16 protein-coding genes are annotated in these 21,845 nt (G+C 68.5%); 10 read left to right on the top strand and 6 right to left on the bottom strand.

What is annotated here, in order from left to right; genetic code table 11:
* Positions 1-20 precede the first annotated feature (20 nt).
* Positions 21-449, top strand: coding sequence for a winged helix-turn-helix transcriptional regulator (locus tag ACFLIM_RS45950; RefSeq protein ID WP_393176404.1), 429 nt, complete (start codon positions 21-23; stop codon positions 447-449).
* 31 nt (positions 450-480) lie between these two features.
* On the opposite strand, the gene ACFLIM_RS45945 is transcribed toward ACFLIM_RS45950, so the two are convergent.
* Positions 481-4,218 (bottom strand): S8 family peptidase, encoded by a 3,738-nt coding sequence (locus tag ACFLIM_RS45945; RefSeq protein WP_393176402.1) that lies wholly within the window; start codon positions 4,216-4,218, stop codon positions 481-483.
* A 45-nt stretch (positions 4,219-4,263) separates the two neighbouring features.
* A complete protein-coding gene (locus tag ACFLIM_RS45940) occupies positions 4,264-4,563 on the bottom strand; it encodes a hypothetical protein (RefSeq protein ID WP_393176400.1) in 300 nt (99 codons plus the stop codon).
* Between ACFLIM_RS45940 and ACFLIM_RS45935 the strand changes: the two genes are divergently transcribed.
* Both ACFLIM_RS45935 and ACFLIM_RS45930 read left to right on the top strand, forming a co-directional pair.
* Positions 4,550-5,143, top strand: coding sequence for a carbohydrate ABC transporter permease (locus ACFLIM_RS45935; RefSeq protein ID WP_393176398.1), 594 nt, complete (start codon positions 4,550-4,552; stop codon positions 5,141-5,143). The two genes, ACFLIM_RS45940 and ACFLIM_RS45935, sit on opposite strands and share 14 nt — an antisense overlap.
* Positions 5,144-5,173: 30 nt before the next feature.
* Positions 5,174-8,152 (top strand): alpha-mannosidase, encoded by a 2,979-nt coding sequence (locus tag ACFLIM_RS45930; RefSeq protein ID WP_393176396.1) that lies wholly within the window; start codon positions 5,174-5,176, stop codon positions 8,150-8,152.
* Here the strand turns inward: ACFLIM_RS45930 and ACFLIM_RS45925 are convergent.
* The gene (locus tag ACFLIM_RS45925; RefSeq protein WP_393176394.1) at positions 8,149-9,321 is read right to left on the bottom strand and encodes an ROK family transcriptional regulator; all 1,173 of its coding nucleotides are present in this window, start codon (positions 9,319-9,321) and stop codon (positions 8,149-8,151) included. The genes ACFLIM_RS45930 and ACFLIM_RS45925 overlap by 4 nt on opposite strands.
* 85 nt (positions 9,322-9,406) lie before the next feature.
* On the opposite strand from ACFLIM_RS45925, the gene ACFLIM_RS45920 reads away from it, so the two are divergent.
* From ACFLIM_RS45920 to ACFLIM_RS45910, 3 genes are read left to right on the top strand one after another with little or no spacing between them, the layout of a single operon-like run.
* Positions 9,407-10,765: an extracellular solute-binding protein gene (locus ACFLIM_RS45920; protein WP_393176392.1), complete on the top strand. Its 1,359-nt coding sequence runs from the start codon at positions 9,407-9,409 to the stop codon at positions 10,763-10,765.
* Positions 10,762-11,676, top strand: coding sequence for a carbohydrate ABC transporter permease (locus ACFLIM_RS45915; RefSeq protein ID WP_393176390.1), 915 nt, complete (start codon positions 10,762-10,764; stop codon positions 11,674-11,676). Before ACFLIM_RS45920 ends, ACFLIM_RS45915 begins: the two co-directional genes overlap by 4 nt.
* Positions 11,673-12,494 carry a carbohydrate ABC transporter permease gene (locus ACFLIM_RS45910; protein WP_393176388.1) on the top strand — a complete coding sequence of 274 codons (822 nt, stop codon included), beginning with the start codon at positions 11,673-11,675 and terminating at the stop codon, positions 12,492-12,494. The genes ACFLIM_RS45915 and ACFLIM_RS45910 overlap by 4 nt, the downstream gene beginning before the upstream one ends.
* Before the next feature lie 16 nt (positions 12,495-12,510).
* On the opposite strand, the gene ACFLIM_RS45905 is transcribed toward ACFLIM_RS45910, so the two are convergent.
* Positions 12,511-13,299 carry a pentapeptide repeat-containing protein gene (locus tag ACFLIM_RS45905; protein ID WP_393176386.1) on the bottom strand — a complete coding sequence of 263 codons (789 nt, stop codon included), beginning with the start codon at positions 13,297-13,299 and terminating at the stop codon, positions 12,511-12,513.
* Between the two features lie 193 nt (positions 13,300-13,492).
* Here ACFLIM_RS45905 and ACFLIM_RS45900 point away from each other — a divergent pair, with 193 nt between their 5' ends.
* Positions 13,493-14,185 (top strand): glycoside hydrolase family 12 protein, encoded by a 693-nt coding sequence (locus tag ACFLIM_RS45900; RefSeq protein WP_393176384.1) that lies wholly within the window; start codon positions 13,493-13,495, stop codon positions 14,183-14,185.
* A gap of 161 nt (positions 14,186-14,346) precedes the next feature.
* Here the strand turns inward: ACFLIM_RS45900 and ACFLIM_RS45895 are convergent, their stop codons facing one another.
* Positions 14,347-14,736, bottom strand: coding sequence for a hypothetical protein (locus ACFLIM_RS45895; RefSeq protein ID WP_393176382.1), 390 nt, complete (start codon positions 14,734-14,736; stop codon positions 14,347-14,349).
* Positions 14,737-15,219: 483 nt separating this feature from the next.
* Here ACFLIM_RS45895 and ACFLIM_RS45890 point away from each other — a divergent pair, with 483 nt between their 5' ends.
* The 3 genes from ACFLIM_RS45890 (at position 15,220) to ACFLIM_RS45880 (ending at position 21,431) form a co-directional block, all read left to right on the top strand.
* The gene (locus ACFLIM_RS45890; RefSeq protein WP_393176380.1) at positions 15,220-18,000 is read left to right on the top strand and encodes a carbohydrate-binding protein; all 2,781 of its coding nucleotides are present in this window, start codon (positions 15,220-15,222) and stop codon (positions 17,998-18,000) included.
* 7 nt (positions 18,001-18,007) lie between these two features.
* Positions 18,008-20,074, top strand: coding sequence for a ThuA domain-containing protein (locus ACFLIM_RS45885; protein ID WP_393176378.1), 2,067 nt, complete (start codon positions 18,008-18,010; stop codon positions 20,072-20,074).
* 172 nt (positions 20,075-20,246) lie between these two features.
* Complete coding sequence (locus ACFLIM_RS45880; protein ID WP_393176376.1) at positions 20,247-21,431, top strand: RNA-guided endonuclease InsQ/TnpB family protein; 1,185 nt, start codon at positions 20,247-20,249, stop codon at positions 21,429-21,431.
* 26 nt (positions 21,432-21,457) lie between these two features.
* Here ACFLIM_RS45880 and ACFLIM_RS45875 read toward each other — a convergent pair whose 3' ends face one another.
* On the bottom strand, positions 21,458-21,607 hold the full coding sequence (locus ACFLIM_RS45875) for a hypothetical protein (RefSeq protein ID WP_393176374.1): 150 nt from the start codon (positions 21,605-21,607) through the stop codon (positions 21,458-21,460).
* Positions 21,608-21,845: the final 238 nt, after the last annotated feature.

Below are 21,845 nucleotides of genomic sequence, written 5' to 3'. Positions count from 1 at the left end.
GGACCCAGGAGGTGCTGCCCATGCCCAGGGAGTGCTCGATCGCGAACGCGCTGGCGGTCGTCGGCGAGCGGTGGAGCCTGCTGGCCATGCGCGAGATCCTGCTGGGGGTGCGCCGCTTCGACCAGATCGCCCGCAACACCGGGGCCAGCCGTGACATCCTGACCACCAGGCTGCGCAAGCTGGAGGAGGTCGGGCTGCTGTCGCGGGAACAGTACGAGCCGCATCCGCCACGCTACGAATACGTGCTCACCGACGCGGGCCGGGCGCTGAACACGGTGCTGCTGACGCTCATGGCCTGGGGCGACCGGTACGTCACCGACGGCGACCCGCCCACCGTCTGGGGGCACCGCTGCGGCGCGGTCCTGGAGCCTGTCATGGTGTGCGCGCACTGCCTTCAGCCCGTACGCACCGAGGACATGAGCGTGATCCGCATCGACCAGCCGCAGTAGAACTCTCCCCCAGACGACCTATGTACGGCGGTCAGTGCACGGCGTAGGCCCGGATCACCTCCTGCGACAGGGCGTTGCCGTTGACATCGGAGGCGTTCAGCCGCAGCGAGACGAACCCGGACGGCGACCGGTCGAGCGTCGTCTCATAGGCGCTGTGCCCCTTGGCCTGCAGGCGGGCCGGCTTCCAGGTGGCGCCGTCGTCGTACGACACCTGCAGCGACACGTCCTTGACCGCGCTCTGCTCCGAGCCCTCCTGGTGGTAGAGGGACAGGCCCAGCTTCCGCGACCGGGCCTGGTTCTCCAGGTCCACCGGCGCGTCGAACGTGGCCAGCAGCAGCGGGATCACCGTCGTCTCCGCGGCCCGCTCCGAGCCGAACGTCCACACCGCCTTGGTACGCGTGGACAACTTCGCCCACTCGGCCTCGTTGGCGACGTCGTACTCGATCCGGTACGCGCCCTTCTCCGGCGGGAGCGTCCCCGACCCCGAGGGCAGGTAGTTCGTCTGCCACAGCAGCGTGTCGCCCTGGTAGAGCCGGAAATCGGTCTTCAGCCCCTTGTCGAACTGGCTGGTGTAGGCGTCGCCGTAGTTGCGGTCGGCGTCCACGAACCCCTGCATCGAGATCCGCAGCCTGTCGCCCTCCCTGCGCAGCGGGTTACGCGGGTTGATGCCGGGCAGCAGCGGCTGCTTGAACAGGGTGCGGCTGACCCGCTCCCCCGCCTCATAAGGCCGGAACTCCGGCGACGACATCCCGATCCGCGGCGTGTCCGGGTGCGGCCACAGGTTGTTGTAGGACCGCTCCGGCGTGCCGGCCGACGAGGTCCAGCGCAGATCGGGATCGGGGGTGACGTACTCGGTCCGGGTGCGCGGCGTCTTGGCCATCGGGTGGTTCGTGGTGATCGACGCGGTGTCCCACGGCTCGAAGACGTACCTGGCCTCGTTCACCGTCACGTCGTCGTTGAGCTGGCTGTGGTAGCCGGTCTCGATCCTGGCCAGCGACCTGGACCGGACGACGTACTTGAGCGAGTCGCGTACCTGGCCCTTCTCGCGCAGGTACAGGTCGTAGACGTACGGGCTGGCGACGATGCCCTTGGCCACGATCGGCACCGGCAGGCGGCGCAGCCGTTCGACCAGCTTCAGTCCTTCCTCGTGCGTCAGGCGCACGGTCGGGACGGTGAGCTTGACCCGGTTGCCTCCCGTGGTGATGTCGGCGCCGGGCTGGTCGCTGTAGACGGCCACCATCTTCGCCCCGGCGGCGGCTGCCGCATTGGACTGGGTGGAGACCGGCACGCCCTCGGTGCGGCGGATGACGGCCAGCTTGCCGCGCAGGTCGCGGGCCTTGATCTCCTCGGGGCTGCCCCGGCCGGCGTCCACCGCCATGAGCAGCTGGGTGCCGTCCAGACGCGGGTACTCGGTGTCGAAGTCGCTGAACTGGACCGGGTCGACGTACTGAGGCTCGAGGTCGAGGCCGAGGGTGGAGAAGTCGATCTCGGGGGCCTTCAGCCGCCAGCGGGTGCCGACGACGAAGGTGCCCTTGGTGACCTTCCTGGTGGGCTGGACGAACAGCCGCTCCTCGATCTGCGCGTTGGGCGAGATGGTGGTGCCGCCGCGCAGCGCGCTGCCCTGCTCCCCCGCGCGGTACCACATGAGGGCGGCGGCGGCTCCCGGGTTCCGCTTGGTCTTGTGGTCGGGCGTCTCGATCTTGACCTCGACGGCCTTGCGGGCGTCCAGCACCACCTCGGTGTTCTCGGTGATCTTCATTTCGGGGTCGCCGAGCAGGCTCTCGTTGAGCGGCTTGCCGGTGGCGGTGCTGTCCTGCGTGGCGGGCATGGTGAAGATGTGGCCGAGCACGGAGTAGGTGCCGGGCTTGACGAGCAGGCAGGTGCCGGTGCCGTACTTCGCGTCGGTGCACGGCTGCGACGGGTTGCCGGGGAGCACGCGCCCGACCAGGGTGCCTTCGTCCAGGTTCAGGACGGTGAAGCCGCCGCGGCCGTTGCGGCCGTCCCTGGCAATGCCGCGCACGCGCAGCTCGACGCGCTTCTCCTCGACGCTGCCGGTCAGCAGGGTACGCACCGCGCCCCCGCCCGTGACCGAGGCCGTGAGCTCCTGGCGCAGCAGCCCTGCCTTGCCGGTCTTGAGCGTGACCTTGACCTCGGCCGTCCCGGAGGCGGGCACGGTCAGCTCGGCGGGCTCAGCGGTGAACGCGTCGCCGCTGGTCAGCTTCAGCTCGGTGGGCGCCTGGCCGAGGTTGCGGTAGCCGACGGTGAGGCTCTTCTCCTCGCCCGGGGCGAGCGTGCCGAAGTTGACCGAGCCTGCCGAGGCGACGACCGAGTCCTTGATCGCTGCGGCCACGTCGATCCGGCCCGCGCCCTGGGCGTCCACCGGGCTGTCGCCCGGCTTGGCGGTGGCCATGAGCAGTGACTTCAGCTCGTTGCTGGCGATCCCTGGGCGGGCCTGCCGGAGCAGCGCCGCCGCGCCCGCGACGTGCGGGGTGGCCATCGAGGTGCCGGACATCGTGGTGGCGCCGCCGCCGCTCCTGGCCGCGGTGATGTTCACGCCGGGGGCGGTGACGTCGGGCTTGACGGCCTGGTCCACGGCGATCGGGCCCTTGCTGGAGAAGTCCGCGAGCTTGTCCTGCTTGTCCACCGCGCCGACGGTCAGCGCCTCGGGGGCGTCGCCGGGGGTGCCCACGCAGCCGTCACAACCGTCGTTGCCGGCGGCCACCACGAACAGCGTGCCGTACTGCCTGCTGAGCCACGTCACCGCCGAGGTGAGCGGGCCGCCGGCCTCGGGGCTGCCGAGGCTCATGTTGACCACTTCGGCGTGCTTCTCGCCGGCCGCCCACTCCATGCCGTCGATGATCCACGACAGCTGGCCGTACCCGGTGCCGTCGAGCACGCGGCCGTTGAGCAGCCTCGCGCCGGGCGCCACGCCCTTGCCGACACCGTCCGCGCCCGTGCCCGCGATCGTGCTGGCGACGTGGGTGCCGTGGCCGTGGGGGTCGCCGGTGACGTTCTCGCCGGTGAAGTCGCGCTGGTCGGCGACCTTGCCCGCGAGGTCGGGGTGGGTGCCGTCCACGCCGGTGTCGAGCACGGCCACGGTGGTTCCGGTGCCGTCGTACCCGGCGGCCCACGCCTCGGGCGCGCCGATCTGCGGGACGCTGTTCTCCAGCACCGGTTCCACCTTGCGGTCGAGCCAGATCTTCGACACGCCCGCCAGCGGGCCGGCGGCTCGGGCCTGCGCGGACGGGGCGGCCAGCTTGGCCAGCTCGGCGCCGAATTTCGCCGCGTCGGCCGTCGCCACCGACACGCCCGCGCCGCCGATGCTCTCCAGGGTGCGGACCTGCTTCACGGCCGGAATCGCGGCCTTGGTGGCGTTCTGTGCATAGGTGAAGATGAGCGGGATCGCGGCGCCGTAGCCCTGCTCGGCCAGCGCCGTCACGTTGAACAACTCGGTGTCGAGCCGCTCGGGGACCAGCGTGGCGACGTCGTCGGGGATGACGGTCGTCCCGTCGCCGGACTCCAGCACCTGGAACGTCGGCACGGAGCCGTCCGCCCGCGGCGCCGGGGTGACCGTCACCGTCCTGTGCTCGCCGTCCAACGCGCGCACCTGCACCCGGTCACCGGTGATCAGCGTGATCTCATCGCTCGCCGCGCCGCCCGTGAACGCCACGGGCGGCGCGGCCGCATGAGCTCCGGGAACCGAGGACAACGATGCGGTCACGGCCAAGGTGACGGCCACCGCCGTCCCTCGCCCTAAACCACGCAGCATGAACGACCTCCAGAAAATCGGTAAGCACGACTACCGAATTCCTAGTCACCTGAACTGCCGTTGTCTATGAGATAGGTGTGGCCAAATCCCGACTTGTCGTAAATCCGCCAGTCTGCGGAAGCGAACAGCAGTGAACGCTTCGGGGATGTCGGGTCCGGGCGCGCCGACCTCCTGCAGCCAGACCGGGCGGGCCGGATCCTCCGAGGTGGCCGCGGCCAGCTCCACCAGGTAGTCGGCGTGCGTGACGGTGGCGGGGCCGAGTGGGCCGTCCAGGGCGGACACGCCGTTGAACACCCACGAGTGCACGGTCGTCAGGTCGCCCAGCTCGACGTTGTCGGCCGCCATCGTCGTGGCGGGCAACGCCGCCGGCGCCGGGTTCGCCCTGGCCAAGCTGCGCTTCAGGGGCGCGAAGCTGCTGCTCGGGCTGTTCCTGGCGACGCTGGTGCTGCCCGGCGAGGTGACGATCGTCTCCCAGTACGTCACCGTCCGCTCACTCGGCCTGGCCGATACGCTGCTCGGAGTGGCGTTGCCGGGGGCGATTGGGATGCTGAACGTGCTGTTGATGCGGACCGCGTTCCAGGCGATCCCGCCGGAGATGGACGAGGCCGCGATCATCGACGGGGCGACGGCGTGGCAGCGGCTGCGCCACATCGGCCTGCCGAACGTTCGCGGCATGCTCAGCGTGGTCACGATCTTCGCGTTCATCGGCGCCTGGGACGACTTCCTCTGGCCGCTGATCGTGCTGACCGACCCGGACAACTACACGCTGACCGTCGGCCTGCAGTATCTCAACGGCACGTTCAGCGCCAACCCGCGGCTGATCGCCGCCGGGACCATGATCTCGTTCCTGCCGATCGTTATCGTGTTCGCGGCACTTCAGCGCTTCTTTTTCAAGGGCGTGGCGGAAGGCGCCATCAAAGGCTGATATATCACCGTTTGCTTAGGGAGGCCCCTGATGCATGACGACCGCAATCTGGTCGAAGCCCGGCTGAAGCGCGTGCTGGACGAGCGCATCCGTCCGGCGATCTACCCCGAGTCCGTGCCGCTGGACGTGGCGGTGTGGCACGCGCCCGGCGAGCCCGTACCGGTGGCGGAGGGGTTGGCCGCGACGCCCGAGCCGATCGCGGCGGGTGAGGTGTGGGGCGCGCCGTGGGGCACGAGCTGGTTCACGGTCACCGGCACAGTGCCGCGCGAGTGGGCGGGCAGGACCGTGGAGGCCCTGCTCGACCTGGGCTTCGACGAGAACATGCCCGGCTTCCAGTGCGAGGGCCTGATCTACCGCCCCGACGGCACCCCGGTCAAGGGCCTCAATCCCCGCAACCAGTGGGTACGCGTGGCCGCCCCGGCAGCGGGCGGCGAGCAGGTCGACCTGCGCATCGAGGCCGCCTCCAACCCGGTCATCCTCGGCTACCACCCGTTCCAGCCGACGCTGCTCGGCGACAAGGAGACGGCCGGCGCCGAGCCCCAATACCGGATCGCCCGCATGGACCTGGCCGTCTTCGACGAGACCGTCTGGCAGCTGGTGATGGACCTGGAGGTGCTGGGCGAGCTGATGCTGGAGCTGCCCGTGGACAGCCCCCGCCGCTGGGAGCTGCTGCGGGCGGCGAACCGGGCGCTGGACGCCGTCGACCTCCAGAACGTCAACGGGACGGCGGGAGCCGCCCGCGCCGAGCTGACCGGGGTGCTCTCCGCTCCCGCCACGCCCTCGGCGCACCGGATCAGCGCGGTCGGCCACGCGCACATCGACTCGGCCTGGTTGTGGCCGCTGCGCGAGACGGTGCGCAAGGTGGCCCGCACCGCCTCGAACATGACCGCGCTGCTGGAGGACGAGCCGGACTTCGTGTTCGCGATGTCGCAGGCGCAGCAGTGGGCGTGGATCAAGGAGCACCGGCCCGAGGTGTGGGCGAAGGTGACCAAGGCGGTGGCCGCCGGCAGGTTCGTCCCGGCGGGCGGCATGTGGGTGGAGTCCGACACGAACATGCCCGGCTCCGAGGCCATGGCCAGGCAGTTCGTGCACGGCAAACGCTTCTTCATCGACGAGTTCGGCGTGGACAACGAGGAGGTGTGGCTGCCGGACACGTTCGGCTTCGCGGCCGGGCTGCCGCAGATCATCAGGGCGGCGGGCTCGAAGCGGCTGCTCACGCAGAAGATCTCGTGGAGCCAGACCAACAGGTTCCCGCATCACACGTTCCTGTGGGAGGGCATCGACGGGACCCGGATCTTCACGCACTTCCCGCCGGTGGACACCTACAACTGCTCGATGAGCGGCCGCGAGCTGGCGCACGCGGCGCGCAACTTCAAGGACAAGGGCGTCGCACGGCACTCCCTCGCGCCGACGGGGTGGGGCGACGGGGGCGGCGGCACGACGCGCGAGATGATCGCCAAGGCCGCCCGGGTACGTGACCTGGAGGGCTCCACGGCCGTCACCTGGGAGCCGCCCGCCGACTTCTTCGCCAAGGCCGAGGCGGAATACCCGCACCCGCCGGTCTGGGTGGGCGAGCTCTACCTGGAGCTGCACCGGGCCACCCTCACCAGCCAGGCCAAGACGAAGCAGGGCAACCGCCGCAGCGAGTCGCTCCTGCGGGAGGCCGAGTTGTGGACTGCCACCGCCGCCGTGCGCAAGGGCGTTCCGTACCCGTACGCGCAGCTCGACCGGATCTGGAAGACGGTGCTGCTGCACCAGTTCCACGACATCCTGCCGGGCTCGTCGATCGCGTGGGTGCACCGGGAGGCGGCGAAGACGTACGCGGCGGTGGCGGAGGAGCTGAACGCCATCATCGACACCGCCCAGCGGGCGGTGGCCGGGGACGGCGACGGCACGCTGGTCTTCAACGCGGCCGCGCACACCCGCCACGGGGTCGCCGCCGGGGGCGCCTCTGAGGTGGCTCCGGCCGGCGAGACCAGCGCGCGCCCCCGCCCCGAAGGCGGCTACGTGCTGGAGAACGCCCTGCTCAGGGTGGAGATCGACGCCCGCGGCCTGGTCGTGTCGGCCTACGACCTGACCGCCGGCCGGGAGACGATCGCGCCCGGCCAGGCGGCGAACCTCCTCCAGCTCCACCCCGACTTCCCCAACAAATGGGACGCCTGGGACGTGGACGAGTTCTACCGCAACACGGTCACCGACCTGGTGTCCTTCGACGACGTGAGCCTCGACGGCGGATCCGTCCGGGTCAGGCGCTCCTTCGGCTCCTCGACCGTGACGCAACTGCTCACCCTCTCCGGCGGGCGGCTCGACATCGACACCGAGGTCGACTGGCACGAGACGGAGAAGTTCCTCAAGCTGGCGTTCCCGCTGGACGTGCACGCCGACCGGTACGCCTCCGAGAGCCAGTACGGCCACGCCTTCCGCGCCACGCACACCAACACGAGCTGGGAGGCCGCCAAGTTCGAGGCGTGCAACCACCGCTTCGTGCACGTGGAGGAGCCCGGGTGGGGGGTCGCCGTGGTCAACGACTCGACCTATGGCCATGACGTCACCCGTACCGCGGGCACGACCACGCTGCGCGTCTCCCTGCTGCGCGCGCCGCGCTTCCCCGATCCGGAGACCGACCAGGGTGTGCATCGCTTCCGCCACGCGCTGGTGCCGGGCGCGACGATCGGCGACGCGGTCCGCGAGGGCTACTTCATCAACCTCCCGGAGCGCCGTGTGCCCGGCTCCGCGGCCGTCGAGCCGTTGATCAGCGTCGACGATGACGCGGTCGTGGTGACGGCGGTCAAGCTGGCCGACGACGAGAGCGGCGACGTGATCGTACGTTTCCACGAGTCCAGGGGCGGCCGGGCCCGCGCCACCCTCACGCCGGGCTTCCCGGTCACGGAGGTCGTCGCCACGGACCTGCTCGAACGCCCCACGGGAGAACCGCAGCGTTTCGAAGGCACAGTGCCCCTGTCGCTGCGGCCGTTCGAGCTGGTCACGCTTCGCCTGAAGCGCGCCTAGTCGCTCAACAAGGTGCCCAGGTTGGGCGCGTACGTGCAGTGAAAGACCAGCGAGGCCGCGCCGATCGCGGCGGCGTCGGCCGCGATCGGCGAGGTCTCCACCCGCACGGCATGCAACCGCCTGGCCAGCGGCCTGCTCGACACGGCCCGCGCGATCACCTCCTGGTAGATCCCCCCTACCTCCCTGAGCGCGGGCCCGCCGAGCACGAGCAGGTCGATGTCCAGCATGTTCACCACGCTCACGGCGGCATCGGCCAGCCGCTCCGCCACCCGTTCGATCACCTTCAGCGCCTCGGGCTCGCCCGCTGCCGCGTCCGCGCAGATGGCGGCGTGCCTCCGGCCGTTTCCCATGGCGGCCTCGATCGCGCTCGGGCAGCAGACGGCCTCCACGCACCCCCGATTCCCGCAATAGCACGCGGGCCCGTCGGGCTCGACTGTGATGTGCCCGAACTCGGCGGCGTTCTGCGACCGCCCCCGATACACCTGGTTATCCAGAAATATCCCGCCGCCGATCCCCGTCCCCAGGTACAGGTAGGCGAAGCTCGGCGTGGACCGGGCGATCCCGGCCCACCGCTCGCCGATGGCGGCCGCGGTGGCGTCGTTGTCCACGGTCATGGGAAAGCGCGTGTGCTCGTGTAGCAAGCTCTTGATCGGCACCCGATCCCACGCGGGCAACCGCGGCGGGCACACCATCACCCCGTCCCCGTCCAGCGGGCCCGGGCAGGCGAGCCCGACCCCCAGCACCTTCCCGTCCGCCACCCCCGCCTCCCTGAGGATGCGCCGCGCGGCCCTGGCCATCTGCCGGATCACCGCCTCCGGCTTCAGTCCCGGCCGCACCGGCACGTGCAGCCGCGCGACCGGCCGCCCCGCCAGATCAGCCAGCACGCACGAGATCTCCTTCGGGTCGAAGTGCACCCCGATCGCGTACCCGGCGCGCGGATCCACGCGGAGAATCGTGCGCGGCTTGCCCCCGCTCGACGGCACGGACCCGTCCTCGACGACGAGCCCCTCCTCCAGCAACCTGCGCACGATCACGGACACGGTCTGCGCGGTCAACCGCGTCCGTGTCGCGATCTGAACCCGGCTGATCCCGTCCGACGCCTGGATCGCCTCCAGGACCACGGCCCGGTTGTAGCTCCCGACCTTGGGCAGATTCGTGCCCTGCTGCATGTGAGCAATATCACCACAGAGTGTTGACTTAGTAAATCAAAAAGATTTACCTTCGCGGCAACCCGAGGAAACAGGGGTGACTGTGATGAAACGTAGTCTGGCCGGTTCCCTCCTGCTACTGGCAGCCGTCGCCGGCTGCGGCGCGGACGACCCCGCGCAGAACACCTCCGGCAGCAAGGAACTCGAGGTCCTCTACAAAGTCGACGTGACGTGGCCGCATCTGGAGAAGATGCTCACCGACGCGAAGAAGCAGTACGAAACCGCTCATCCGGGCGTCAAGATCAAGCTCACGCCCGTCCAGGGGACCAATGAGGCGTACTACACGAAGCTGGCGCTGCTGAACCGCTCCCCGGACTCGGCACCCGACCTCTACTACCACGACACGTTCCAGGTGAACGCGGACGTGGCGGCGGGCAAGCTGGCCCCGCTCGACGACTACCTGGCCAAGTGGCCCGACTGGAGCACCCAGTTCCCCGACTCCGTCAAGGAGGCCGCCAAGGGCGGGGACGGCAAGATCTACGGTGTGCCGATCAGCACGGACACGCGCGGCCTCTGGTACCACAAGGACGTCTTCGCCAAGGCCGGTCTGCCGGTCCCGTGGGAGCCGAAGACCTGGAACGACGTCCTCACGGCCGCCCGCACGATCAAGCAGAAGGTGCCCGATGTCGTCCCGTTCAGCATGTACTCGACGAAGATCCACGGCGAGGCGTCGACCATGCAGGGCTTCGAGATGCTCCTGTACGGCACGCCGGGCGGCACCCTCTACGACGAGACGCAGAAGAAGTGGGTGGCCGGCGGGAAACAGTTCACCGATGCCCTGACCTTCGTCAACACCATCTACCGGGAGGAACTGGGTCCCAAGCCGGCCGACGCCCACAACGCCAAGCTCGCCGACAAGGTGAACCTCGAGTGGTTCCCCAACGCCGAGGTGGGCATCTCGCTCGACGGCGCCTGGACCGCCGCGGCCTGGAAGCCGACCAGCACCAAGCCCTGGCCGCAGTGGGAGGACAAGGTCGGCTGGACGTCCATGCCGACGCAGAACGGCGAGGCGCCGGGGGCGGTCAGCATGTCGGGCGGCTGGGTCATGGCGATGAGCTCGTACGCGAAGAACAAGCAGGAGGCGTTCGACTTCATCACGGTGGCCACCAACAAGGAGAACTCGATGACGTACTCGGTGAGCACGGGCGACCTGGCTCCCCGCAAGGACGTGGCCGCCGACCCGAAGTACAGCGCCGGCAACCCGAGCGTCAAGTTCTTCACCGACCTGGCCTCCGTCACCCGCTACCGGCCGGCCTTCGAGGCGTACCCGAAGGTGTCGGCCCAGGTCCAGGAGGCCATGGAGGCGGTCACCACCGGCTCGCAGACCCCTGAGGAAGCGACGGCGGCGTACGTCAAGGCGTTGCCCACGGCCGTGGGAGGCGCCGACAAGGTATTGGCCCGATGACGGTAGCCGCGACGCGGTCTCCACCCGTGACGAGCCCGCCGATCCGCGGCTCGTCACGGCGCGGCGCACTGCGCTGGCTCCTCCCCCTGGGCCCGGCGCTCGTCTTACTCGCTCTGTTCCTGGCCGGTCCCATCCTCTGGAGCCTCTACATAGCCTTCACCAACGAGACGCTGACCGGCTCGGCCTCGGTGAATTCGCAGTTCGTCGGCGTCGCCAACTTCGTGAAGCTCTTCGGCGACCCGAACTTCCTCAATTCCTTCCTCCTCACTTTCGTCTTCGTCATCGGCTCCGCCGTCATCGGCCAGAACACCCTGGGCCTGATCATCGCTCTCCTCCAACGCGGCCGCGGCCGCGTGACCCGCAGCGTCGTCAACGGCGTGGTCATCGCCGCCTGGGTGGTGCCAGAAGTGGTGGCAGCGGCCTGCTGGTTCTCATTCCTGGCCGAGGAAGGCACCCTGAACTCGCTGCTGGGCATTTCCCAGGAATGGTTGTACACGGCCCCCATGGTCGCGGTGATCCTGGCCAACATCTGGCGCGGCACGGCCTTCTCGATGCTCGTCTATTCGGCCGCCCTCTCGGAGGTCCCCGCCGATCTGGTGGAGGCGGCGGCGGTGGACGGGGCAGGCCCAGGCCGCCGCCTCCTGCACATCACGCTCCCGCTGATCCGCCGCTCCATCATGGCCAACCTGATGCTGATCACCTTGCAGACGTTGGCGAGCTTCGGCCTCATCTACGCCCTGACCGGCGGCGGCCCCGGAACGGCCAGCCAGACGACACCGCTCTATATGTACGAGCAGGCGTTCCGCTATTTCGAAATCGGCTACGGCTCGGCGATCGCCCTGGTCATGCTGGTGGTAGGCGCCCTGTTCTCGCTGATCTACCTGCGGTTGATCAAAGTGGAGGACGCGTGACGAGATTGGCCGCCAGGGGCGCGGCATTGCTGGCACTCCTCCTGATCGCCTTGGCCTTTGTGGGCCCGTTCCTCTGGGTCCTGATCGCCTCGGTCCAACCAGAAGCCACGCTGGCGGCCAGCCCCACGCTCACCTTCTCCTTGGACAATTTCAAAGCAGTCCTGACCTGGGAAACCATCATCCTGCCCCTGATAAATTCGATCATCATCTCAGGCACCACCGCGATCCTGACAGTCCTGGTGGCAGGTTTGGCCGCGTACCCTCTCTCGCGCTACCAGCTCCGCTACCGCCGCCACTTCATGCTGACCCTCCTGTTCACCACGGGCCTGCCGGTGACGGCAATCCTCGTGCCGGTCTACGCGATGTTCTTCAGATTCAATCTCTACGGCTCGGTGCCGGCGATGGTCCTGTTCCTGACGGCGAGTTCGCTGCCGTTCTCGATCTGGATGATGAAGAATTTCATGGACGGAGTGCCGGTCAATCTCGAGGAGGCCGCCTGGGTGGACGGCGCGGGCTGGCTACGCTCCCTGACCGCCGTCGTCGGCCCTTTGATGGCCCCGGGAATCGCCGTGGTCGCGATCTTCGTATTCGTCGGCCAGTGGGGCAATTTCTTCGCCCCCTTCGTTTTGCTGGACACTCCGGAGAAGCAGCCGGCAGCGGTCACCATCTACACCTTCTTCTCCCAGTACGGGCAGGTGGCCTACGGCCAACTGGCCGCCTTCTCGATCCTCTACACAGCCCCGGCCGTCGTCCTTTATGTAGCCGTGAACAAGTATCTGGCCAGCTCCTTCAGCTTCGCCGGCTCCGTCAAGGGCTGACCCCGAGGGCGGGAGATCACGAGCCCGGCGGGCATCGGGGGGTGGGCTTGCCCGGCCCCGGCAGGCCCACGGCGCCGTCGGACAGGGCATCGTCGAAGGCCGCGCCGTCGAGCCGGGCCCCGGTGAAGTCGGCCTCGCGCACGTCCGACTTGGTGAACCGGGCCTCCCGCAGGTCCGCGCCGGTGAAGTCGGCCCGGTCCAGGACCGCCTCCGCCAAGTCGATGCCGCGCAGGTCCATGCCGGAGAGATCGGCCTTCGAGAGCGTGACCCCGTCTGCGTCGAGCGGACCCGTGACCACGGTGCCCCGGTCGGTCCGGCGATCCCGGTGGCCGAGCACGGTCAGGGCGGCCTGGACGGTCAGATGGGGGCGGGCCGTCTTCTCGCCGCGCGCCCGGTCCTGCAGGTAGGCGGAGATGGTCGTGGTCACCTTCCAGGCGTACGAGGGCGCGTCGCGGGCGAGGTCCTCCAGTTCGTACAGGCTGGTGACCCGGATGCTCGCCACATCGGACCTCAGATCCTGCACCGCCTTGTCATAGCGGGCCTGGAACTGCTTCTCGATTTCGAGTGAGACGGTCTGCGAGTTGTACCAGAACGTACCGACCATGCCGGCCAGCGCCAGCGCGGCGGTGATGACCGAACCCACCTGCATGAGCATCGTCCGCGTGCCGGTCACCGCGCCGACACGCTGCTCCGGCGTGAGCCCGCTGGTGCCGGTCATCCGCCGGGTGACCGGGCCGAGCAGCGCCACGATGGCCACGACCGCGCCGATGAGGACCACCGCCAGCACGATCAGCAAAAAAGTCACGATTTCCCCCGCCATTTCATGAATGCATCACGCTTATTTTCACGACGTTGCCCAGCTCACTTTAACGAAAGGGCAATCACTCCTTGACGGAACAGGTCAACGAGCGCATAGTATGTGCTGATTAGTTTGGATGACATCCAAACTAATCAACACTAGGCCGTTCGGCAGAAGTCCCTGTCAGGAAGGAGCAAACATGCGGAAGACCTCGCGCATCGCCGTTCTCACCGGCGTGCTGACGATCATCACCGGCCTCCTCGCCCCTCCCGCCCACGCCGCGGTCTGGTCGTCCACCGACCGGTGGGGCACCTGGACCAACGGCGGTTACACGCTTTACAACAACATTTGGGGCAGCGGCGCCGGACCCCAAACTATTTGGGCGAACTCCTTCAGCAACTGGGGCGTATGGGCAAATCACCCGAATACCGGCGGAGTAAAGGCCTATCCGAACGCCACCAAGTACGTCGGCAGACGGATCAGCACCCTGGGCAACGTCACCAGCACCTTCAACGTCACCGTCCCCGGGGGTGGCGCCTACACCACGGCGTACGACATCTGGGACACCAACCACGCCTACGAGATCATGTTGTGGATGAACAAGCGCGGCGCCGTCGGCCCCCTGGGCTCCCGCCAGACGAGCGCCTCCGTAGGCGGCCACAGCTGGGACGTCTACCGCGGAAGCAACGGCTCCAACCAGGTCTTCTCATTCGTCAGAACCGGCAACACGAACTCCGGCACGGTCGACGTCAGGGCGGTGCTCAACTGGCTACGCGGCAACGGCTGGATGGGTGACGTGACGCTCGGTGACGTACAGTTCGGCTACGAGATCACCTCCGCCAGCGGCGGCCTGGACTTCACCACCAACAACTTCTCGGTGTCCGCAAGCTGACCCGCGCCAACCGGCTGTTGTCCCGCCGACCCAGCGTCGAGTGCGTACCGAACCGGCGACCGCAAGTCCCCCACAAGCCCACCGGCGTGCCGGGGGTCTCCAGGCACACGACGAGCACACCGCTCACCGGTGTGCTCGTCGCCGCGGAATGAGCTCAGACCCTACCCGGAGGCCTGATCACCCAGCATGGTCCGCGCCTCGTCGAACTTGTCGACGCACAGCGCGAATGCCACCTCGCCCTGGCATATCGAGACGGGCAGCAACCACTCCGCGTTGATGTTGGCGTTCGCCAGCTTGCGCGCGAACTTGGCCGCCTCACCGGGCTGATCGGCGCACGTCACCCTGAGCGCGGGGTACGTGCTGAACTCGATGCCGGCTCCCTCCAGGGCCGCAGCCACGCCCGACTCGTCCGACGCGGTGAAGTAGACGGTCCCGTGGTCACCTGAGGTCGCCCCGGCCAACTCGATGTTGACCTCGGCACGACCGAGCACCTCGCACACATGGGCCAGCTCGCCGGGCTGGTTCTTGAGTTCTACGGTGTAGACCTTCATAGCGACTCGCCCCCGATAGCTACCTTGACACCCTCACCACTTCTATGCTAATACGCCATTCGCGCCGCCAAAAGCCCCAACGAGCCCCGATGGCCATCCTGGAGCCTGGCCGATGGACGAGCGTGTTCTCGGCGACAGTTTCATCCCATGTGACCGTCTACGGCCTCATCGTGCGCAGGGTCGGCGGGCGCTCAACCGTAGCCAATCGTGATCCGGATCGATGATCAATCCGGCCAATAGGCTGATGCCATCCAGTGAGTCCACTATTTTCGCGATCACTGTCATGACTTTGCGCTGACCTGCAACGACTCTCTTTCATCAACTGTAAAAATCAAGCATCTTGACAGCTCACTTTTCCGATGCCAACATCGCAAACGTCCCGAAATACTGGCGAAATAGCTCCACTTGTCGTACAAAACGTCAAGCGCAAGGAGCTGCGCGCGCCTTGCCTGACTCAACCCCCCAGGTCAGGAAAGGAAGCCCATGGCAGCAGCAGCACGCCTGCTCACGGCCTTACTCCTGGCGCTCCCGAGCGCCACGATCACGACCGCGGCGAAGGCCGACATCCCGCCGGCCGACTACCAGCAGGTCCAGTTAGCCGCCGGCCCGCCCGAGATCGGCGAGGCGATGTCCCTGGCCGTGCTCCCCGACCGAGGCATCCTGCACACGGCCCGCGACGGCACGGTCAGACACACCGACCCGGCGGGCAACACCAAGGTCGCCGGCAAGCTGGACATCTACACCCACGACGAAGAGGGCCTCCAGGGCATAGCCGTCGACCCAGGCTTCGCCACGAACCGCTTCGTCTACCTCTACTACTCCCCCAAGCTCACCACCCCGGCAGGCGACGCCCCCACCACAGGCACAGCCGCCGACTTCGAGCCGTGGAAAGGCCACCTGAACCTCTCCAGGTTCACCCTCAAAGCGGACAACACACTCGACCTGGCAAGCGAAAAGGTCGTCCTCCAGGTCCCGAACGATCGCGGCCAGTGCTGCCACGTAGGCGGTGACATCGACTTCGACAGCGCGGGCAACCTCTACCTCACGACAGGCGACGACACGAACCCGTTCGAGTCCAGCGGCTACTCCCCGCTCGACGAGCGCACGAACCGCAACCCCCAGTTCGACGCCCAGCGATCAAGCGCGAACACCAACGACCTGCGCGGCAAGCTCCTGCGCGTCAAGCCGCAACCGGACGGCACGTACACGATCCCGTCAGGCAACCTCTTCCTGCCCGGAACGGCCGGGACCAGGCCGGAGATCTACGCGATGGGCTTCCGCAACCCGTTCAGGATGTCGGTCGACCGTCCCACCGGCGTGGTCTACCTGGGCGACTACGGCCCCGACGCGGGCACCACCGACCCGAACAGGGGCCCGAACGGCCAGGTCGAGTTCGACCGGATCACCGCGCCGGGCAACTACGGCTGGCCGTACTGCACCGGGACCAACACGACCACCGAGACCTACAACGAGTACACCTTCCCGAGCGGTCCGTCAGCCGCCAAGTACAACTGCGCGGGCGGGCCGACGAACAACTCGTTCCGCAACACCGGCCTGGCCACCCTCCCGGCCGCCAAGCCGAGCTGGATCCGCTACGCCGGGGACGCGGGCTCGCCGCCGGAGTTCGGCAGCGGATCGGAGTCGCCGATGGGCGGCGAGGTCTACCGGTACGACCCCGACCTCGACTCGGCCGTCAAGTTCCCCTCCTCGCTCAACGGCCGTTACTTCGCCGCCGAGTTCGGACGGAGGTGGATCAGGGCCGTCGAGGTCAAGGCCGACGGCTCGTACGGGACGATCGAGTCGTTCCCGTGGACGGGCACGCAGATCATCGACACCGACTTCGGCCCCGACGGCGCGCTCTACGTGCTCGACTACGGCACGGGCGCGGGCGACCAGGCACTCTACCGGATCGAGTACATCGGCGGCACCAACCGCAACCCGATCGCCAAGGCCGCCTCCGACAAGACCTCGGGACCCGCGCCCCTGGCCGTGGCCTTCTCCTCGGCGGGCAGCTCCGATCCGGAGGGCGGCGCGTTGACGTACTCGTGGAGCTTAGGCGACGGCGCCACCTCCACCCAGCCCAACCCGTCCCACACGTACGCGGCCAACGGCACCTACACGCCCACGCTCACCGTCAGGGACCCGGAGGGATTGACCGGCACGGCCAGTCTGGTGATCACGGTCGGCAACACCGCGCCCAGTGTCACGCTCACCCAGCCGGTGCAGGGGCAGCTGTTCTCGTTCGGCGACACCGTGCCGTTCGCGGTCACGGTCACCGACCCCGAGGACGGGACGGTCGACTGCACGAAGGTCAAGGTGACGTACCTGCTCGGGCATGACAGCCACAACCACCAGATCACGTCCAGCACCGGCTGCACGGGCTCAGTCGCGGTGCCGGTGGACGGCGAGCACGACAGTGCCGCAAACATCTACGGCGTCTTCGACGCCGAGTACACCGACAAGGGCGGCCTGACCACGCACAGCACCCGTACGCTGCAGCCCAGGCACCGGCAGGCCGAGCACTTCGGCGCGCAGTCCGGCATCCAGCCCGCCGACCACGGCGCGGCGGAGGGCGGCAGGACGGTCGGCTTCACCGACAACGGCGACTGGATCTCCTTCCAGCCGTACGCACTCGGCAACGCCACCAGAATCACCGCCCGCGTGTCGTCCGGCGGCCCCGGCGGCACCATCGAAGTGCGCGCGGGCTCGGCCACCGGCACCCTGCTCGGCACCCTGACCGTGCCGAACACCGGCGGCTGGGACACCTTCGCGAACGTCTCGGCGAACCTGTCCAACGCCCCTTCCGGCACCACGACTCTCTTCCTGGTGTTCAAGGGGGTGACCGGCCAGGGCAACCTGCTCGATGTGGACGCGTTCACCTTTGAAACAGGCACGGAGGCGGAGGCGTACACGTCCAACTCGGGCGTGCAGGTGGCCGACCATCCGCCGGCCAGCGGCGGCAAGACACTCGGCTACGTCGACAACGCCGACTGGGCCGGATACTCGCAGGTCAGCACGGCGGGCGCGAAGGCGTTCAGCGCCCGGATCTCCTCCGGAGGCGCGGGCGGCACCATCCAGATCCGCTCAGGCTCGGCCACCGGCACCCTCCTCGGCACCGTCACCGTCCCCGTGACCGGCGGCTGGGAGACCTTCCAGACCGTCACCACCACCCTGACCGCCACCGCGACCGGCCCGCTGTTCCTGGCCTTCGCGGGCGGCGCGGGCGCCCTGTTCGACATCGACACCTTCACCATCACGAGGTAGGCACCGGATGACCAGAGTCATAGGAATCGTCCTCGCCACGCTCATCTCCATGATCGCCCCAGCGGCCGCCACCGCCGACGCCGCCTACCAGGTGCTGGTCTTCTCCAAGACGGCCGGCTTCCGGCACGACTCCATCCCGGCCGGCATCGAGGCCATCAGGAGCCTCGGCACGGCCAACGGCTTCACCGTCACGGCGACCGAGGACGCCAATGCCTTCACCCCGGCCAACCTGGCCGGCTACCAGGCGGTGGTGTTCCTCAGCACCACCGGCGACGTGCTGAACGACACCCAGCAGACCGCGCTGCAGTCGTACGTGGACGGCGGCGGCGGTTTCGTCGGCATCCACGCCGCCGCCGACACCGAGTACGGCTGGCCGTACTACGAGAGACTCGTCGGCGCCTACTTCAGCAGCCACCCGGCCATCCAGCAGGCCACGATCAGGAACGAGGACCGAACCCACCCGGCCACCGCCCATCTCGGCGCGACCTGGACGCGCACCGACGAGTGGTACAACTACCGCACCAACCCGCGCCCCAACGTGAAGGTCCTGCAGACCCTCGACGAGAGCACCTACACCGGCGGCACGATGGGTGCCGACCACCCCATCACGTGGTACCACGCCCAGGGCAACGGCAGGTCGTTCTACACCGGGCTCGGCCACACCGTCGAATCGTACAGCGACGGTAATTTCCGCCAGCTCCTGCTCGGCGCCATCCAGTACGCGGCCGGCGCGACCGCCTCACCCATCCCGACAGAGGGCGAGGCCTACACCTCAAGCCAGGGCGTGCAGATCGCCAACCACGCCTCCGCCAGCGGCGGCAAGACGCTGGGCTACATCGACAACGCCGACTGGGCCGGATACTCGCAGGTCAGCACGGCGGGCGCGAAGGCGTTCAGCGCCCGGATCTCCTCCGGAGGCGCGGGCGGCACCATCCAGATCCGCTCAGGCTCGGCCACCGGCACCCTCCTCGGCACCGTCACCGTCCCGGTCACCGGCGGCTGGGAGACCTTCCAGACCGTCACCACCACCCTGACCGCCACCGCGACCGGCTCCCTGTTCCTGGCCTTCGCGGGCGGCGCGGGCGCCCTGTTCGACATCGACACCTTCACCCTGAGCACGGGGACGACGCAGGCCCAGGTCTCGCCGAACGTGCACGTCTTCTACTACCCCTGGTACGGCAGCCCGTCCCTGAGCGGCGCCTGGCGGCACTGGCAGCAGGGCGGCCACACCCCGCCCGCGGACATCGGCGCCGACCTCTACCCCAAGCTCGGCCCCTACGACTCCGGCGACCAGGCCGCGATCGACCAGCACATGCGCTGGATCAGGCAGTCGGGCGCGGGCGTGCTCGTCTACAGCTGGTGGGGCCGCGGCGGCTACGAGGACAACCTGGCCCGCCGGGTCATGGACGCCGCCCAGCGCGAGGGCCTCAAGGTCGCCTGGCACCTCGAGCCGTACGCCGGCCGCACCGCCGCCTCGGTCGTGTCCGACGTTCAATACCTCAACCAGACCTACGGCGCGCACCCGGCCTTCCGCAACGCGTTCTACGTCTTCGAAAGCCTGAAGATCACCGACTGGACGGCGCTCGACCAGGTCACCGGCGCCAACGTCATCCTCGCCCAGACCACCGACACCTCCAAGATCGCGCACTTCTCCGGCATGTACACCTACGACGCGATCGCCGGCGCCACCGCCCCCGGCTGGGCGCAGGCCGCCGGCTACGCCAAGCAGCACAACCTGGTCTGGGCGCCGTCGGTCGGCCCCGGCTACATCGACGACCGCGCCGTCCCCGGCAACACCACCCCCACGCTGAGCAGGGACAACGGCGCCACCTACGACAAGGAGTGGACCAACGCCATCAACACCGCTCCGACCTGGGTGTCGATCACGTCGTTCAACGAGTGGCACGAGGGCAGCGTGCTCGAGCCCGCCGTCGTCAGGTCCGGGTACCAGAGCTTCGACGGCGCGTACGGGAAGACCGGCGCCGCCGCCGAGACCGCGTACCTCGACCGCACCCGCTACTGGGTCGAGCGGTTTCAGCCCTTGATCGCGCCGACCAGCCCGTTCACGAAGTAACGCTGCAACACCACGAACAACGCGATGACCGATGAACGAGGCAGCCATCAGGCGGCCATCACCGGACACCAACAGTGTGGATGCCTCGTTCTTCAGGGTGAGGAGGAAACGCGGAACGGTCGGGCATGTCGAGCTCCCGGTTCTGTCGGTGGTGATCGGTAGGTTGATCGGCGTGTCCCGCTACCGGCTCCAGCCCACGCCCGCCCAGGAGGCGGTGTTGCTGGAGCATTGCGGGCACGCCCGATTCGTCTGGAATCTGGCGGTAGAGCAGCATGAGCATTGGCGGGCGGGCCGCAAGAGCGCGCCTGGGTTCGCCGAGCAGTGCCGCCAGCTCACCCAGGCGCGGGCGGAGTTCGCCTGGTTGCGGGCGGGCTCGGTCATCGTGCAGCAGCAGGCGCTGAAGGACTTCGCCCAGGCCATGGCCAACTTCTTCGCCGGCACCCACCGCAGACCGACATATCGCAAGCGCGGGCAGCACGAAGGGTTCCGAATCGTTGCCGTGCAGGCCGACGATGTGCGCCGGCTGTCCCGCAACGTTGGCGAGGTGCGCATCCCCAAGGTGGGATGGGTGCACTTCCGCTGGTCCCGCAACGTGCCGGACGGTGTCAAGTCCTACCGGATCATCCGAGACCGGGCGGGACGCTGGCATGTCGCCTTCGCCGCGATCCCCGCCCCGATCCCGGCGCCCGAAACGGGCGCGTTCGTCGGCGTGGATCGGGGCGTGGCCGTGTCGGCAGCCCTGTCCACCGGGGAGATGCTGCACGCGCCCGGCCTGCGCGAGACGGAGCGGGCCCGGTTGCGGCGGCTGGTGCGCAAGCTCGCTCGGGCCGGGCGCGGCTCGCACCGGCGCGCCACGGTCAAACGGGCCGCCGCGAAGCTGAGGGCGCGCGAGACGGACCGGCGGAAGGACTGGGTGGAGCAGACCTCGACCGGGCTGGCGCGGCGGTTCGACGTGATCGCCGTCGAAGACCTGAAGATCGGCAACATGACCCGGTCGGCTCGGGGAACGCTCGCCGAGCCCGGCACGAACATACGGGCCAAGGCCGGGCTCAATCGGTCGATCCTCGCGGCCGGCTGGGGACAACTGGTCGAACGGCTGGAGCACAAGGCTCCCGGCCGGGTAGTGAAGATCAACCCCGCGTACACGAGCCAGCGGTGCTCGGCGTGCGGGATCGTCGACCGGGAGGCACGCGAGAGCCAAGCCGCCTTCCGCTGCCGATCCTGCGGATACGCCGCCAACGCCGACGTGAACGCGGCCAGGAACATCCAACACGCGGCAGGGCATGCCGTGTCTGCGCGGGAAGGGCCACGGGTTGCCGGGCCGGTGCACCGCGAACCTCAACCCGTCCTCTGTTAGCGTGAGGTGGGTTGGAATCCCGGCCTTCAGGCGGGGAGGATGTCAACTCGTTGTACCTCGGCACCTCGCTGGAGATCAGCGGCTCCAGCCCGATCGGCAGTGATGAACAGCGGCCGGTCGGAGATCGACACACGGGTGAGCACGTACTCGTTCCACGTCGGCACCGCGGTCAGCATCGCGATCGTGATGTGCGCGGGCCTGGCCAGCGGCAGGTGGACCGCCCCGCTCGGCTCCAGGAGTCAAGAATACAAATCGTCAAGATATGCGTCGGAATCTACATCGCGTATCTAGACGAGTAAGTCCGAAGCTCTGCGGCAAAGGGGGAAGGGCCTCGATGATCGTTTTGTGACGAACAACCTCGAGACCCTTCTCACTGCACTGTACGTGAAGATCGACGACGAGCTGGCAGGACCG

Source organism: Nonomuraea marmarensis (assembly GCF_043197025.1).
Lineage (GTDB): Bacteria > Actinomycetota > Actinomycetes > Streptosporangiales > Streptosporangiaceae > Nonomuraea > Nonomuraea marmarensis.
This window is presented reverse-complemented; position numbering and strand designations above follow the sequence as displayed.